General features: G+C 73.6%; 11 protein-coding genes and 1 pseudogene. 3 read left to right on the top strand and 9 right to left on the bottom strand.

Annotated features, from left to right (window positions below; genetic code table 11):
• Positions 1-96 precede the first annotated feature (96 nt).
• From purM to ACFY23_RS01915, 3 genes are all read right to left on the bottom strand, one after another.
• Positions 97-1251 (bottom strand): phosphoribosylformylglycinamidine cyclo-ligase, encoded by a 1155-nt coding sequence (gene purM / locus ACFY23_RS01925; RefSeq protein WP_350684552.1) that lies wholly within the window; start codon positions 1249-1251, stop codon positions 97-99.
• 56 nt (positions 1252-1307) lie between these two features.
• Positions 1308-2849, bottom strand: a complete 1542-nt coding sequence (gene purF / locus ACFY23_RS01920) for an amidophosphoribosyltransferase (RefSeq protein ID WP_350684551.1) — start codon at positions 2847-2849, stop codon at positions 1308-1310.
• Between the two features lie 171 nt (positions 2850-3020).
• Positions 3021-3374: a sterol carrier family protein gene (locus ACFY23_RS01915; RefSeq protein WP_350684550.1), complete on the bottom strand. Its 354-nt coding sequence runs from the start codon at positions 3372-3374 to the stop codon at positions 3021-3023.
• A 160-nt stretch (positions 3375-3534) separates the two neighbouring features.
• On the opposite strand from ACFY23_RS01915, the gene ACFY23_RS01910 reads away from it, so the two are divergent.
• Complete coding sequence (locus tag ACFY23_RS01910; protein ID WP_350684549.1) at positions 3535-5496, top strand: carboxypeptidase-like regulatory domain-containing protein; 1962 nt, start codon at positions 3535-3537, stop codon at positions 5494-5496.
• Between the two features lie 276 nt (positions 5497-5772).
• On the opposite strand, the gene ACFY23_RS01905 is transcribed toward ACFY23_RS01910, so the two are convergent.
• The 4 genes from ACFY23_RS01905 to purS form a co-directional block, all read right to left on the bottom strand.
• Entirely contained in the window at positions 5773-6528 is a 756-nt protein-coding gene (locus ACFY23_RS01905; RefSeq protein ID WP_350684548.1) for a 2-phosphosulfolactate phosphatase, read from the bottom strand.
• A gap of 4 nt (positions 6529-6532) precedes the next feature.
• Positions 6533-9286, bottom strand: coding sequence for a phosphoribosylformylglycinamidine synthase subunit PurL (gene purL, locus ACFY23_RS01900; protein ID WP_350684547.1), 2754 nt, complete (start codon positions 9284-9286; stop codon positions 6533-6535).
• A 130-nt stretch (positions 9287-9416) separates the two neighbouring features.
• Positions 9417-10100, bottom strand: a complete 684-nt coding sequence (purQ, locus tag ACFY23_RS01895) for a phosphoribosylformylglycinamidine synthase subunit PurQ (RefSeq protein WP_350684546.1) — start codon at positions 10098-10100, stop codon at positions 9417-9419.
• Positions 10097-10360 carry a phosphoribosylformylglycinamidine synthase subunit PurS gene (purS, locus tag ACFY23_RS01890; RefSeq protein WP_350684545.1) on the bottom strand — a complete coding sequence of 88 codons (264 nt, stop codon included), beginning with the start codon at positions 10358-10360 and terminating at the stop codon, positions 10097-10099. The genes purQ and purS overlap by 4 nt, the downstream gene beginning before the upstream one ends.
• A 416-nt stretch (positions 10361-10776) precedes the next feature.
• Here purS and ACFY23_RS01885 point away from each other — a divergent pair, with 416 nt between their 5' ends.
• Positions 10777-11460: a trypsin-like serine protease gene (locus ACFY23_RS01885; RefSeq protein WP_350684544.1), complete on the top strand. Its 684-nt coding sequence runs from the start codon at positions 10777-10779 to the stop codon at positions 11458-11460.
• Positions 11461-11484: 24 nt separating this feature from the next.
• A pseudogene (locus tag ACFY23_RS01880) lies at positions 11485-12052 on the top strand (YbjQ family protein).
• A gap of 126 nt (positions 12053-12178) precedes the next feature.
• Here the strand turns inward: ACFY23_RS01880 and purB are convergent.
• Positions 12179-13603, bottom strand: a complete 1425-nt coding sequence (gene purB, locus ACFY23_RS01875) for an adenylosuccinate lyase (RefSeq protein ID WP_350684543.1) — start codon at positions 13601-13603, stop codon at positions 12179-12181.
• A 213-nt stretch (positions 13604-13816) separates the two neighbouring features.
• Entirely contained in the window at positions 13817-15562 is a 1746-nt protein-coding gene (locus ACFY23_RS01870; RefSeq protein WP_350818926.1) for a sugar ABC transporter permease, read from the bottom strand.
• Positions 15563-15667 lie beyond the last annotated feature (105 nt).

The following is a 15667-nucleotide window of genomic DNA, read 5'->3' as shown; positions in this document are numbered from 1 at the left end:
CCCCGACAGCGTTGAGGGTGCCCCTCAGGCTAGGCGGCGACGGCCACTCGGGTGAAGCCCTGATCAGGTGCCCGTACGGTCACCGAAGCGTGATCATCATCCCCGGGTGTGCTGCCCGATCATCTGCACGTTGCCGGAACCCTCGATGATCTCGCCGGCCTGCCACGCGTCGACACCGCGGCCGGTCAGGGTGGCCAGCGCGCGGTCCGCGTCCTCGGCGGAGACGATCGCGAACATGCCGACGCCCATGTTGAACGTCGCCTCCATCTCCGGGTCCTCGATCCGCCCCTTGGACTGGATGAGGTCGAAGATCGGCTGCGGCTTCCAGGTGGACCGGTTGACCACCGCGTCGACGTGCTCGGGCAGGACCCGGACGAGGTTGCCGGGGATGCCGCCGCCCGTGACGTGGGCGATGGACCGCACCTCGGCCTCGGCGATCAGCTTGAGGCAGTCCTGCGCGTAGATCTTGGTCGGGGTGAGCAGCTCCTCGCCGAGGGTGCGCTGCCGGCCGAAGTCGTCGATCACCACGTCCAGCCGCATCCGGCCGGCACCCAGCAGCACGTGCCGCACCAGCGAGTAGCCGTTGGAGTGCAGACCCGAGGAGCGCATGGCGATGACCACGTCGCCCACCTCGACCCGCTCCGGGCTGAGGATGTCGGCCTCCTCCACCACGCCGACGCCGGTGGCGGAGATGTCGTACTCGTCCGGGCGGAGCACGCCGGGGTGCTCGGCGGTCTCGCCGCCCAGCAGCGCGCAGCCCGCGTACCGGCAGCCGTCGGCGATACCGGCGCCGATCTCGGCGACCTTGTCCGGCACGACCTCGCCGGTGGCGATGTAGTCGAGCAGGAAGAGCGGCTCGGCGCCGCAGGCGACCAGGTCGTCGACGACCATCGCGACCAGGTCGATGCCCACCGTGTCGTGGATGTCCATCTGCTGCGCGATCACCAGCTTGGTGCCGACGCCGTCGGTGGACGAGGCCAGGATCGGGTTCTTGTACTTCTTCGTGTCCAGCCGGAACAGGCCGGCGAAGCCACCCAGGTCGCCCATCACCTCCGGCCGCCGGGTCTGCTTGACCTTCGACTTCAGCAGCTCGACCGCCCGGTCGCCCGCCTCGATCGAGACCCCGGCGTCCGCGTACGAGACCGAGCGTTTGCGTGCCTGGCGGCCGGCGCCGGCCGTCCAGGGCTGGCGGTCGCCGCTGGCGCCGGTCGGGCTGCTTCCTGCGCCGCTGCGCTCGGACACGTGCGTCACGGTTCTCCCCTTTGTGGTTCTGGCGCCGCGCCGGTGACCGGCCGGGCCGGGTGGTGCTACGGGCGGTGTGTGGTCGCGCCGCCCGGAGTGGCGACGAGCGGAGGCGTGGTGGTGTGCTCGGGGGCGTCGGGCGCCGCGGCGACCCGCCGGCCCACCCCCTCGAGCACGTGCTTGCCGATCAGGTTGCCGGCGGGCAGGTCGATCGGGTACTCCCCGTCGAAACACGCGCGGCACAGCCGGGTCTTGGGCTGCTCGGTGGCGGCGATCAGGCCCGGGAGCGAGACGTAGCCCAGCGTGTCCGCGCCGATCGACCGCCGGATGCCATCGGTGTCCAGCCCGTTGGCCAGCAACTCGGCGCGGGTGGCGAAGTCGATGCCGTAGAAGCAGGGCCAGCGGACCGGCGGCGAGGAGATGCGCACGTGCACCTCCAGCGCGCCGGCCTCGCGCAGCATCCGCACGATCGCCCGCTGCGTGTTGCCGCGCACGATCGAGTCGTCGACCACGACCAGCCGCTTGCCCCGGACGTTCTCCCGCAGCGGGTTGAGCTTGAGCCGGATGCCGAGCTGGCGCAGGGTCTGCGACGGCTGGATGAAGGTGCGCCCGACGTACGGGTTCTTCATCAGGCCGGCGCCGTAGGTGATCCCGGACTCCTCGGCGTAGCCGATGGCGGCCGGGGTGCCGGACTCCGGCACCGGGATGACCAGGTCGGCCTCGACCGGGTGCTCCTTGGCCAACTGGCGGCCGATCTGCACCCGGGCGGCGTGCACGTTGCGGCCGGCGATCGTGGCGTCCGGACGCGCGATGTAGACGTACTCGAAGAGGCAGCCCTTCGGCTCCGGGGCGGCGAACCGGCTGGAGCGCAGGCCGTCCTCGTCGATCGCGATCAGCTCGCCGGGCTCGACCTCGCGGACCACGCTGGCGCCGACGATGTCCAGGGCGGCGGTCTCGCTCGCCACCACCCAGCCGCGCTCCAGCCGGCCCAGCACCAGCGGGCGTACGCCGTGCGGGTCGCGGGCCGCGTAGAGGGTCGACTCGTCCATGAACACGAAGCTGAACGCGCCGCGCAGCTGCGGCAGCACCTCCAGCGCGGCCGCCTCCACCGACAGGTCGGGGCGGCTGGCCAGCAGCATCGTCACCAGGGAGGTGTCGTTGGTCGAGCCGTCGGCGACCAGGCCCCGCTCGGTGACCTCGCGCTGGAGGTCGGCCGTGTTGACCAGGTTGCCGTTGTGCGCCAGCGCGATCGTCGTGCCGGAGCTGGTGGACCGGATGGTCGGCTGGGCGTTCTCCCAGGTCGAGCCGCCGGTGGTGGAGTAGCGGGCGTGCCCGATCGCCACGTGCCCGCGCAGGCTGGCCAGGGTCGGCTCGTCGAAGACCTGGGCGACCAGGCCGAGGTCCTTGTAGACCACGACGCCGGAGCCGTCGCTGACCGCGATACCGGCGGCCTCCTGGCCGCGGTGCTGGAGGGCGTAAAGCCCGAAGTAGGTGAGGTTCGCGACCTCCTCCCCGGGCGCCCAGACACCGAAGACGCCACACGCGTCCTGCGGGCCTGGTCGTTGGGGATCAAGGTCGTGGCTCAGCCGGCCGTCGCCTCGGGGCACCTGCGCTCCCTCATGCTGGTCTGGACCGGCCTGGCGAACCACGCGGGGGGCGGGATTCGCACTGCTCGGCCGGGACCACTGTCGTCGCCTGACAGTGTACGCGAATCCGCGTCGACACAGAAAGTCACGATCTGGCTCCCGACCGTTACCAGCCGCTACGCGTCGCCGCAGCTAGAGGGGCAGGTGCTCGGAGAGGTCCGCGCGGATTCCGCTCACCCGCACGCGACCCTGGGTGATCGCCTCGGCCCAGTCGAGCCGCCCGGTCGCCACCGCCAGCCAGGTCGCCGGATCCATCTCCACGACGTTCGGCGGGGTGCCACGGGTGTGTCGAGGACCGGGAATGCACTGAACTGCGCCGTAAGGTGGGACACGCACCTCCACCGATCGGCCGGGGGCGCGCTCCGCGAGGACGGTCAACAGGGCACGGACCGCCTCTCGAAGGACCGGCCTTTCGGGCGTACGCCCCTCGTCGAGCGCCGACAACGCCGCCGCGACCGCGGCGGACTTAATGTGCGGAGAGGACACGACGGGACGATACGACCCGAGTGCACCACGTCTCACGCTGGCCCTGGGTCGCGCCGATCCGGTCAGACAAGGCATAGTTGCCGACGGCGTATTCGTACCGTGATGATCCCCGGCCCGGCGCCCCGCCGGCCGAGGGAAGTCAGTCCGGAAGGCGGTGGACGTGTCAACACACCGACGTGCCTGGAAGCAGCGGGCCGGTGTGGTCGTGGCGCTGGTTGTCGGCGCTCTGCTCGCTGTCCCCGCCACACCAGCCCTGGCCGCGCGAATCACATCGGCGGACAGCTCCGTCACCATCGACGCCGGCCGCAGCGGCTCCGTCAGCGTCGAGGTCACGCCGGAACTCACCGAAGAATCGGCCGAGATCACCGTCACCGGTCTCCCCTCCGGCGTCAGCTGCACCAGTGGTTGCGGTCGCATCAGCTTCAACGGCGCGCCCAAGGCACAGCGAGTGACGTTGACCTTGAGCGCGGACCGCAACGCGCCGGCGGCGAACGGGACTCAGGCGACGATCCGGGTCGAGGGCGACGGCACAGACTCCCGCCCTCTCGGCGTGACCGTCAAGGCAGCTGCCCAGCCGAGCCCGACGCAGGTGCAGACCGTCCAGTCGGTCTCCGGCAAGGTGGTCATCCAGGCGAACGGCAAGGCCGTGCCGAACGCCGTGGTGATGCTCAAGGACGGCGCCGGCAACACGCGGGACACGGTCAGCGACGACAACGGCAACTTCCGCTTCACGGGCACCACCGAGAAGCCGATCGCGCCGGGCCGGATCGCCGTCGGCGCCAACGTCGGTGGGGTGTACGCCACCAAGAGCTTCGACGCGAGGGCAGGCCAGAGCATCACCGGCCAGCGCATCGCCCTGGCGATCAAGGTCGAGACGACCCCGAGCGCCACCCCGTCGGCCAGCGACGAGCCGCTCCCCACGGACGAGGCCCTCGACGAGACCGAGGAGAGCACCGAGGCGACCCCGGGCGCGGCGGCCAACGCCAGCAACGAGGACTCCGGCGGCATGGGCTCCTGGCTGATCATCCTGCTCGGCGGCCTGCTCGTCGCCGCGGGTGTCGGCACCATCGTGCTGCTCTGGATGCGACGCAAGGACAACGCCGACGAGGGCGACGGCGACGCTCCGGCGGGCGCCGCCGCGGCGGGCGCGGTCCCGGCGGCGCGTGGGGCGTACCGGGGCGCGGGCGTGGACGACCAGACCCGGGTGGTCAACCGGGCCGGCGCCGGGCCGGACGCGACGATGGTCGGCGGCACCTCGCTCAGCGACGCCCCGACGATGATGCACCGCCCCGTGGTCGACGACGTGCCGCCGGACCCGTACGGCGCGCCTCCGCAGCCCTACGGCGCGGCAGGCGCAGGGCAGGGCTGGGCCGGCAACGGCTACGGCGACGAGCCGGCCGGCTCGGGCGGCTACGGTGCCGGCGGCTACGGCAACGCGCCGTCCTCCGGCGGCGGCTACGGCAACGCCCCCGCCTCGGGCGGCGGCTACGGCAACGCGCCGTCCTCCGGCGGCGGCTACGGCGGCCACGACTACGGCGCTCCGGCCGGCGCGGCGGGTGCCGCCGGCTACTCGGCGGGAGCCGGGGGCGGCCGGGGCTACGGTGACCGCTACGACGAGCCGACCGGCCGCTACACCGGCGATGCCACCCAGTACCCGGCCCCGGCCGACCCCTACGCGACGGGCGTCTACCAGCCGGAGCAGGGTCAGGGCTACGGCCGGTCCGAGTCCGCGCCGTACGGGCGGGGCGCGGAGCCGACCGGCGGCTACGACCAGCGCGGCGGCTACGACCAGCCGGGCGGCGGCTACGACGACCGGGGCTACGGCCAGCAGGGCGGCTACGGCCAGGAGCCCCCGCAGCAGCGCGGCGGCGGCTACGACGACCGTGGTGGCTACGACCAGCCCACCTCCTACGACCAGGGTGGCTACGGCCAGCAGGGCGGCTACGGCCAGGAGCCCCCGCAGCAGCGCGGCGGCGGCTACGACGACCGTGGTGGCTACGGCCAGGGCGGCTACGGCCAGCAGGGCGGCGGCTACGACGACCCGCAGGCCGGGCGCGGTCGCCCGGACGGCCCGCCGCACCAGGACCGGGGCGGCCGCCGGCTGGACTGGCTGGACGACTGACCGCACGGGCGCAGGCCCGACGACGACAGCACCACGGCGAGGGCCGTCCGGAATCCCGGGCGGCCCTCGCCGTTGTGGCGTACCGCACTCTCAGTCGGTCTGCGGAGGCAACGGCAGTCCGGGGGGCGCGGGTGAGCGGACGGACGCCCGCGCGGCACTCCGCAAAGGGCGGCCGGCAAGGCCCGAGTGGCCGGCGGACGGCAGGGCCGAGCAGCCGGCGGACGGCAGGGTGCGAGCGGCCCGGCAGAGCGCGAGCGGGCGGCAGCGGGCGAACCGTCAGGCGGCGGAGAAGACGCCCTGGCGCAGCACCGGGACCACCTCGGAGACGCCGACCCGGACGGCGACCTCCACGTCCTGGGCGAAGCCGCCCTCGACCAGCTCGCGGCCGGACACGCTGCCGCGTACCGCGGCGGGGACGTCGGGGGTGCTGGCGAGCGCGGCGAGCGCCATGGCCGCCTCCACGGAGAGGCCGCCGGTCACCCCGGAGAGGGCGTCCAGCACGCTGGCCGCCCCGAGCTGGTCCTCCACGGCGGGGCGCAGCGACCCGTCCGGCCAGCGCTCGCCCGAGGCGATCACGCCGATCGGGGCGTCCGTCGAGCCGTACCCGTGCTGGCGCAGCCAACGCCCGACGGCGCGCGCGTTGCGCAGGCAGGCCGCGACCACCGGCAGTCCGGTGGCGCTGGCCGCGGCGCTGATCGCCGAGCCGTTCGGCGAGGGCAGCACGAGGTCGGCGACGACCGGCGCGGTGCTCAGCGCCGCCGGCGAGAGCGACCACGGGTGTTCCCGGGTCGTCTGCCGGCGGCCCACCGCGGCGACCGCGCCGACCCGTCGCGCGTAGTCGGCCGCCTGCTCGCCCCACGGGAACGGGTGCACGCGCATGCCGCGCCCGACGGCGACCTCCACGGCGGTGGTGAACGAGAGCACGTCCACCACCACCAGCACCGCGCAGACCCGGCCGAGTTCAGCCGCTCCCGTCAGCCCCCAGTCGAACCGGGCACCGGATCCGGGTTGGGCGTAGACGGTCGCGGCCAACGCCTCAGCGCTTATCGGGCGCGGAGGGCTGCTCGGTGTCACCGGAGTCGGGGTCGGACTCTGCGTCGGCCCCGGTCGGGCCGTCGGCGGCCTCGGCGGCCGGCTCCTCCTGGGCGACGGTGCCCGCCGGAGCCGCGGCGTCCGCCGGAGCCACCGGCTCCACGGCGCCGGTCGACGGGACCGGCCCGGCCGACGCGATCGGCTCGGACACGACGTCCGCCGGGTCCACCGGCGCCGCCTCGGCCCGCTCGGCGTCGGGCAGCGGCACGGCCTCGACCGCGCCGGCCACGCCGGCTGCCGGCGCCGGCACCCGGGCGACCTCCGAGCCTCCGAAGAGGCGCGGCAGCGTCGCGGTGTGCGCGGCCCGCAGCTCGTCCAGGCCGATCCGGAACTGGCCGTGCACCTCCAGCGCACCGCCGGTCGGGTCGGTGACGCCGATCAGCTCGAACGGCACCCCGCGCTCGGCGCACAGGGCGGTGAACGCCTTCTCGTGGCCGCGCGGCACCGAGACCAGGACCCGCCCCGCGGACTCGCTGAACAGGTAGACGAACGGCATCGAGCCGCCGGCGAACCGCTCCGGCACCGCGATCCGGGCGCCGACCCCGCGCCGCAGGCACGACTCGACCAACCCCTGCGCGAGGCCGCCGTCGGAGAGGTCGTGCGCGGAGCTGAGGTGCCCGACCCGGGCGGCCTCGGCCAGCAGGTCCGCCAGCAGCCGCTCGTGGGCCAGGTCGACCTGCGGGGGTACGCCGCCGAGGTGCTCGTGGGTGACCCACGCCCACTCCGAGCCGGAGAGCTCCACGTGCGTCTCGCCGAGCAGGAAGAGCTGGTCGTGGTCGCCGCCGGGGCGCGGCACGAAGCCCATCGGCACCCGGTTGGCGACGTCGTCGAGCACGCCGAGCACGCCGACCACCGGGGTCGGGTGGATGGCGGCGGCGCCGGTCTGGTTGTAGAAGCTGACGTTGCCGCCGGTCACCGGGATGCCCAGCTCGGCGCAGCCGTCGGCCAGGCCGCGGACGGCCTCGGCGAACTGCCACATCACGCCCGGGTCCTCCGGCGAGCCGAAGTTCAGGCAGTTGGTGACGGCGATCGGCTTCGCGCCGGTGACGGCGACGTTCCGGTACGCCTCGGCCAGCGCGAGCTTCGTGCCGTGGTACGGGTCGAGGCGGGCGTACCGGCCGTTGCCGTCCACCGACAGCGCCACGCCGAGCCCGGTCCGCTCGTCGATCCGGATCACGCCGGAGTCCTCCGGCTGGGCGAGCACGGTGTTGCCCAGCACGTACCGGTCGTACTGCTCGGTGACCCAGGTCTTGTCGGCCAGGTTCGGCGACGCGATCATGCGCAGCACGGTCTCGCGCAGCGCCTCCGGGTCGGCCGGCCGGGGTAGCGTCTCCGCGCGGTCGGCCTGGAGCAGGATCAGGTCGGCCGGCTCGCGCATCGGGCGGGCGTAGACCGGGCCGTCGTCGACCAGCGAGCCCGGCGGCACGTCGACCACCAGGTGGTCCCGCCAGGTGATCACCACCCGGCCCGGCTGGCCGTCGGGCTGCGGCGGGGTGACCTCGCCGATCGCGGTGGCCCAGACGCCCCACTTCTCGGCGGTCTTGAGCACGGCGTCGAGCTTCTCCGGCTCGACGACCAGCAGCATCCGCTCCTGCGACTCGCTGGCCAGGATCTCGTGCGGCTCCATCGAGGGCTCGCGCAGCGGCACCCGCTCCAGCCACACCCGCATGCCGGTGCCGGCCGCCGCGGCGGTCTCGGTCAGCGCGCAGGTCAGGCCGGCGCCGCCGAGGTCCTGGATGCCGACGACGAGCTGGGCGTCGTAGAGCTCCAGGCATGCCTCGATGAGCAGCTTCTCCATGAACGGGTCGCCGACCTGCACCGAGGGGCGGCGCTGCTCGCTGCCCTCGTCGAAGGTGGCGCTGGCCAGCACCGACACGCCGCCGATGCCGTCCCGGCCGGTCTTGGCGCCCATCAGCACCACGACGTTGCCCGGGCCGGCGGCGGCCTTGTTCTGCAGCCGGTTGACCGGCAGCACGCCGAGGCAGAGCGCGTTGACCAGGGGGTTGCCCTGGTAGCAGGGGTCGAAGACGACCTCGCCGCCGATGTTCGGCAGGCCGAGGCAGTTGCCGTAGCCGCCCACGCCGGCGACGACGCCGGGCAGCACCCGGGCGGTGTCGGGGTGGTCGGCCGCGCCGAAGCGCAGCGGGTCCATCACCGCGACCGGGCGGGCACCCATGGCCAGGATGTCGCGGACGATGCCGCCGACGCCGGTGGCCGCGCCCTGGTAAGGCTCGACGAAGCTCGGGTGGTTGTGCGACTCGACCTTGAAGGTCACCGCCAGCTCGTCGGAGATCTGCACCACGCCGGCGTTCTCGCCGATGCCGGCGAGCAGCCGGTCGCTCGGCGGGGCCTTCTCCCCGAACTGGCGCAGGTGCACCTTGCTCGACTTGTAGGAGCAGTGCTCGCTCCACATGATCGAGTACATGGCCAGCTCGGCCTGGGTGGGCCGACGGCCGAGGATGTGGCGGATCCGGTCGTACTCGTCGTCGCGGAGCCCGAGTTCGGCGTACGGCTGGAGCTCACCGGGGGTGTCCGCGGCGTGCGGCACGGTGTCCAGGCTGGCCGCCCAGTCGGTCGTCGCCGGCCCGGTGGGCGCGGCCGGCGGCGCGACGGCGGCCGGACGCGGCTCCACCGGCTGCGCCGGGGCGGCCGGGAAGGCCTCCGGGGTCTCCCGTACCTCGTCCGGATGGCTGGTCATGACCTCTCCTCGCTGCGCTCAGGGCCGCCCGTGGGGCGGATGAGCCGACCGATGATGCCGCTGCGCACGGTCACCGCCCCGCTCTTCGTTCGCGACTGCGGGGCTCGCAGACCCGGCTCACTCCTCGCGCTCACGCTGGCGCCCCCACCAGGTGCTTGAGCACCGAGGTGAAGAAGCCGAGGCCGTCCAGGGAGGGGCCGGTGAGCGCCTCCACGGCGTGCTCGGGGTGCGGCATGATGCCGACCACGTTGCCGGCGGGGTTCGTGATCGCGGCGATGTCGCGCTGCGACCCGTTGGGGTTGCCACCGACGTAGCGGGCGACCACCCGACCCTCGGCCTCGAGCTGGTCGAGCGTCGCGGTGTCGGCGACGTAGCAGCCCTCGCCGTTCTTGACCGGGATCAGCACCTCCTGGCCGGGCTGGAACGCGTTCGTCCACGCGGTGCCGGTCGACTCGATGCGCAGGACCTGGTCCCGGTTGCGGAAGTGCAGGTGCTGGTTGCGGGTGAGGGCCCCGGGCAGCAGGTGGGCCTCACAGAGGATCTGGAAGCCGTTGCAGATGCCGAGCACCGGCAGGCCGCCCCGGGCCGCGTCCACGATCGTCTCCATCACCGGGGCGAACCGGGCGATGGCGCCGCAGCGCAGGTAGTCGCCGTAGGAGAAGCCGCCGGGCAGGACGACGGCGTCCACCCCGTGCAGCCGCGGGTCACCGTGCCAGAGGCGGACCGGTTCGGCGCCCGCGATGCGGACGGCCCGGGCCGCGTCCCCGTCGTCAAGCGAGCCGGGGAACGTGACCACACCGACCCGGGCGGTCACGGGCGGGCGTCCGCGGTCTCGTCGGCCTCGACCAGACGGACGGTGAAGTCCTCGATGACCGGGTTGGCGAGCAGCTTGTCGGCTATCTCCCGGGCCCGGTCCAGGTCCGGTTCACCGGTGAACTCGATCTCGATCCGCCTGCCGATCCGAACCGAGGCGACGTCGCTGACGCCGAGCCGGGGCAGCGCGTTTGCGACGGCCTGGCCCTGGGGATCGAGGATCTCGGGCTTGAGCATGACGTCGACGACGACGCGAGGCACTGGGGCACTCCTGACTGTGTACGCAGTTGGGTGCCGACCCACAACGGGCGAGCGCAGCCAGCCTACCTGGCAGATACGGCCCTGGACGCACCGGCCGGACGCAGTTCAGGCAGTGATCGACATTCCCGGCGCGGGGGCCGGGGGACCGATACGGGTTCGTTGCGATCCCGATGCGTTTCCGTTGCCGACCAGCCCGTTTCGCCCCACTCCGCCGGGCCGCCGGGGTGCCGCCGCCGGCGATCGGCAGATCCCGTCCGACATTGAGGAAATCCGATAGAGCCCTTGTGAACGACATCTCAGGGGCCCTACCGTACATCGTCGTACGTCGATCGGACGTGTCCGGCCGACGGGCCGCCCCGCCCGCCGGCCGACAGCTCGACCCGGTGACCCCCGGGCCCATCCCCGAAGGAGCCCCCATGCGCATCCGATCCATGATCGCAGTGCTGGCCACCGCAGCGGCCGGCCTGCTCGGCGCCAGCTCCGGCGCCCTCGCCGCCCCGGCTGGCCCGCAGCCCATCATCGGCGGCGGGACCGTCTCGTCCGCCCCGTGGGCCGCCGCGGTGTTCAGCAACGGCTCGTTCACCTGCTCCGGCACGATCATCGCCCCGCAGTGGGTGCTCACCGCCCGGCACTGCATCGGCGGCAGCATGTCCGTCCGGGTCGGCAGCGTCTACCGCTCCTCGGGCGGGGTCACCCGCACGGTGAGCGCCACCTACGGCCGGTACGACCTGGCCCTGATGCGCCTGTCCAGCTCGGTGAGCACCTCGTACGTCACGCTGGCCACCAGCAACCCGCCGATCGGCTCCACCAACTCGATCTACGGCTGGGGCATGACCTGCTACAGCGGCTGCTCCGCCTCCAGCCAGCTGAAGACCGCGAGCGTCCAGGTGACCAGCAACAGCGCCACCGACGCGTACGGCGGGCAGGCGATCCGGAGCACGGAGATCACCGGCAACGCGTGGCGGGGCGACTCGGGCGGCCCGCAGTTCTACAACGGCCGCCAGGTCGGCGTCGCCTCGACCGCCGACGGCTACAGCATCCAGAACTACGGCAGTGTCGCGTACAACCGGGCCTGGATCACCTCGGTGGCCGGTGTCTGACGGTTAGCGCCCCGCGCGGCGCGGATGACCGGCCCCGCGCCGGCCGTCCGCGCCGCGCCGTTTTGCAGCATCCGATCAGGTGAACAAGGCTCGCGATCGGGTGCGGGGTCGCCCTGACAGCATCGGAAACGTGCTGGTCGTGACGACGGAGCAACTACCCGGGTACGAGATCCGCCAGATCCTCGGCGAAGTGGTGTCATCGATGGCCAGGACGCGGAACCCGTACCGCGAGGGGGTCAAGAACCTGCGCGGCGGCGCGTACGACCCGATGGCGCCGGACAACCTGACCCGGTGGCGTACCGACTCGGTGGCCCGGCTCGGCGAGGAGGCCCGCCGCCTCGGCGCGAACGCCGTGGTGGGGATGCGCTTCGACAGCCGCGACTGCGGCGAGATGTGGATGGAGATCTGCGCGTACGGCACGGCGGTGATCGTGGTGCCCAAGGTGCCCGACGTCATGCCGCCCGACCAGCCGCTGGTCGCCGCGGAGACCGCCCACGACCCCGCGTTCGCCGAGTCCCCGGGCGGCATCGCCGAGCCGGCGAGCGCCCCCAACCTCCGCAGCGCGGCGGAAACCCCCACCCGCGACGCCTAACCTCCACCCACCCACCCCACCCCTTACGAGGTTGATCAAGAGGTTTGCGTCCTTTTCGATCTCCGACGCGGGCGCAAACCTCTTGATCGACGCGCGGTGAACGGACGGGCGGCCGGTGGGTGGGGGTTAGAGGATGGGGGGTGGGGTGTAGGTGGCGGCCTGCGGGTGGGCGTCGACGACGGCGGCCACTCGGCGGGCGACCGCCTCGACCTGGGCGGGGGCGGCGCCGACGAAGGCGGTGCGGTCGGCCACGAGCGCGTCGATCTCGCCCCGGGTCAGGCCCAGGCGGCCGTCCGCCGCGAGGCGGTCGAAGAGGTCGTTCTCGGCGGCGCCCTTCTCGCGCATGGCGAGCGCGACGGCGACCGCGTGCTCCTTGATCACCTCGTGGGCGACCTCGCGCCCGACGCCACGCCGGACCGCCGCCACCAGGATCTTGGTGGTGGCCAGGAACGGCAGGAAGCGCTCCAGCTCGCGGTTGACCACCGCCGGGTACGCGCCGAACTCGTCCAGCACGGTGAGGAACGTCTGGAACAGCCCGTCGGCGGCGAAGAACGCGTCCGGCAGAGCCACCCGGCGGACCACCGAGCAGGAGACGTCCCCCTCGTTCCACTGGTCGCCGGCCAGCTCGCCGACCATCGACAGGTAGCCCCGGATGATCACCGCGAAGCCGTTGACCCGCTCGCTGGACCGGGTGTTCATCTTGTGCGGCATCGCGCTGGAGCCGACCTGACCCGGCTTGAAGCCCTCGGTCGCCAGCTCCTGGCCCACCATCAGCCGGATCGTCGTGGCCAGCGAGGACGGCGCGGCGGCGATCTGCGCCAGCGCAGAGAGCACCGCCAGGTCGATCGAGCGCGGGTAGACCTGGCCGACGCTGTCCAGCACCCGGGAGAAGCCGAGGTGCTCGGCCACCCGGCGCTCCAGCTCGGCCACCTTGTCGGCGTCGCCGTCGAAGAGGTCGAGCTGGTCGGCGGCGGTGCCCACCGGGCCCTTGATGCCGCGCAGCGGGTACCAGTTGATCAGGTCGTCCAGCCGCTCGTACGCGATCAGCAGCTCCTCCGCGGCCGACGCGAAGCGCTTGCCGAGCGTGGTGGCCTGCGCGGCGACGTTGTGCGAGCGGCCGGTCATGACGAGGCCCGAGTGCTCGACGGCCAGCCGGGACAGCCGGGCCAGGGTGGCGACCACCCGGTCCCGGACCAGCTCCAGCGAGGCCCGCACCTGGAGCTGCTCGACGTTCTCGGTGAGGTCGCGGGAGGTCATGCCCTTGTGCACGTGCTCGTGCCCGGCGAGCGCGCTGAACTCCTCGATCCGGGCCTTTACGTCGTGCCGGGTGACCCGCTCCCGCTCGGCGATCGAGGCCAGGTCGACCTGGTCGAGCACCCGCTCGTACGCCTCGACCACGCCGTCCGGGACGGGCACGCCGAGGTCCCGCTGCGCCCGGAGCACGGCGAGCCAGAGCTGCCGTTCCATCCTGATCTTCTGCTCCGGTGACCAGAGGGCGACCAGCTCGGGCGAGGCGTACCGGTGGGCGAGCACGTTCGGGATCGTCGTCACGTACCTCAGTCTTTCACGGCCCGCTCGCCTGTCGTCATCGGCGATGCAGGTCAGCCGGCATCAGGACGCGGGTGCGGGCGGCCGGTGAGCGCCCGCCAGAGCCCCGCGCACGCCTCCCCTCGGTGTCGACACCAGCCGGACGTCGGACCTGCCGCGCCCGTAGGCGCCGACCGGTCAGCCAGCCGGGCGGCCGGTCAACAGCCGAGCCGCCGGTCAGCCGGCCCGGTCGCGCGTCGACCCGCCGGAGATGACGAGGCGGTCCAGGTAGCACAGCTGCAACACCACGAACGCGGCCAGGAAGAGCAGCAGCATCGGCAACGGCAGCACCTGGGCGACGAGCCCCCGCATGGCCTCCGGGTCACCGAACGACTCCGCGAACCGCAGGAGGACCAGGTTCGTCGCCGGCGCGTGCCGGACGTCCGAGACGACCAGTTGCGGCCACAGCCAGCTCTGCGCGCCGACCAGCCAGCTCAGCATCCCGGCGCCGGCCAGCATCGGCAGGGCGGGCAGGAGCATGGTCCACCCGAACCCGCCGCCGGCCTCCCAGCGTGCCCGCTGGCCACGGAAGAACAGGGTGAACACCACGAGCGCGGGGATGGAGAGCCAGCCCGGCGGGATCAGCCCGACGAAGGTGTTGAACTGGTCGGCCTCGCGGGCCCGGACGAAGTGGGCGAGGACCAGGGGGCCGTCGCCGACGAAGAGCCAGGGCGCGAACGGCAGCAGGAGCAGCTCGCTGGCGCGGCCCAGCGGGCGCAGGCCGCCGATGGCGAAGCCGGCCAGGGCGGCGATGCCCACCCCGACCACCGCCGAGACCAGCGGCGGCAGCCAGGTGTTGACCTGGACCTGGCCGGCGGAGACGCCGAAGGGCAGGGTCGACGCGCCGGCGGTGAGCGACCGCAGCCACGGCGCCAGCACGTAGGCGAGGACGCCGAGGAAGGCCAGCAGCCCCACCGCCAGCAGGCCGAGCGCGACGGGGTTGCCCGCGCCGGCCGGGGCGACGGCCGGAGCGTGGGCCGGGGCGACGGCCGGAGCGTGGGCCGGAGCGACTGCCGGGGCGTCGGCCGGGGCGTGGGCCGGGCGGTCGCGCCACCCGGTGAAGGTGATCCTCGCCCGGGTCACCAGGAGTAGGACGACGGCGAGGATGCCGAGCACGGCCAGCAGTGCCAGCAGCAGCACGCTGCCCGCAGCGCCGACGCCGAACTGGAACCGGGCCACGCTCTCCCGGACGATCCGCGCCAGGGGGGCGATCTGGTCGTCCCGTCCGCCGAGGACGGGCCACTGGAGGGACCAGGACTGCACGGTCACCGCGACGACGGCCAGCCCGAGCACGCCGCCGACGGCCAGAACGGCCGGGCCGGACCGGCCGCCGCGAGGGCCCCGGCGCAGCGCGGCGAGGAAGACGGTGGCGCCGACCGCGACCACCAGCCCGGCCGTCAGCAGCGCCACGGTGCGTACGGCGGTCAGCGTGGGGGCCTGCGCCCAGGCGTCCCGGTCGGCCTCGAACCGGTCCATCGTCCACGCCGCGCCGACGGCGAGCGGGGCGTAGGCGGCCAACGGCAGGGTCAGCAGCGCCCGGGTCACCAGGCGGGGCACCCGGCCGACCCGCGCCGCGGCGAGCGCGAGCAGCGGAGCGACGAGCAGCGCGAGCAGCAGCGGCACGAGGGCGAGGAGCAGCGCGTAGCCCAGGTCGCCGAGGAACCCGCGCTCGATCAGCTGCGCGTAGTTGTCGCCGCCGGCGGACTCGGTCGGGCCCCCCAGCGCGTTGCCCCGCCGGAAGCTCTCCACCAGGGTGCTGGCCGACGGGAGCACGTATGACCAGAGCAGGGCGACGGCCGCCGGCACGAGCAGCACCAGGCCGATGACGACCTGGGCGGTCCGGCCGATCCCGACGCCCCGGGACGACGCCGGGCCGGGCGGGGCCGGGAACGGCGGCGCGGGGTGGGCCTTGGGATCGGGCACGGACGTCGGGCTGGCAGACACCGGCACGGTCCTTCCGTCGGCAGTGGAAGAGGCCGTCTCAGGTTAGGCCACCCGACCGACACCGCGTCCAGGTGAAGATCCGCA

This window comes from Micromonospora sp. NPDC000121 (genome assembly GCF_042899165.1).
Lineage (GTDB): Bacteria > Actinomycetota > Actinomycetes > Mycobacteriales > Micromonosporaceae > Micromonospora.
The sequence above is the reverse complement of the archived record's forward strand: the minus strand, read 5'-3'. Positions and strand labels throughout refer to the sequence as shown.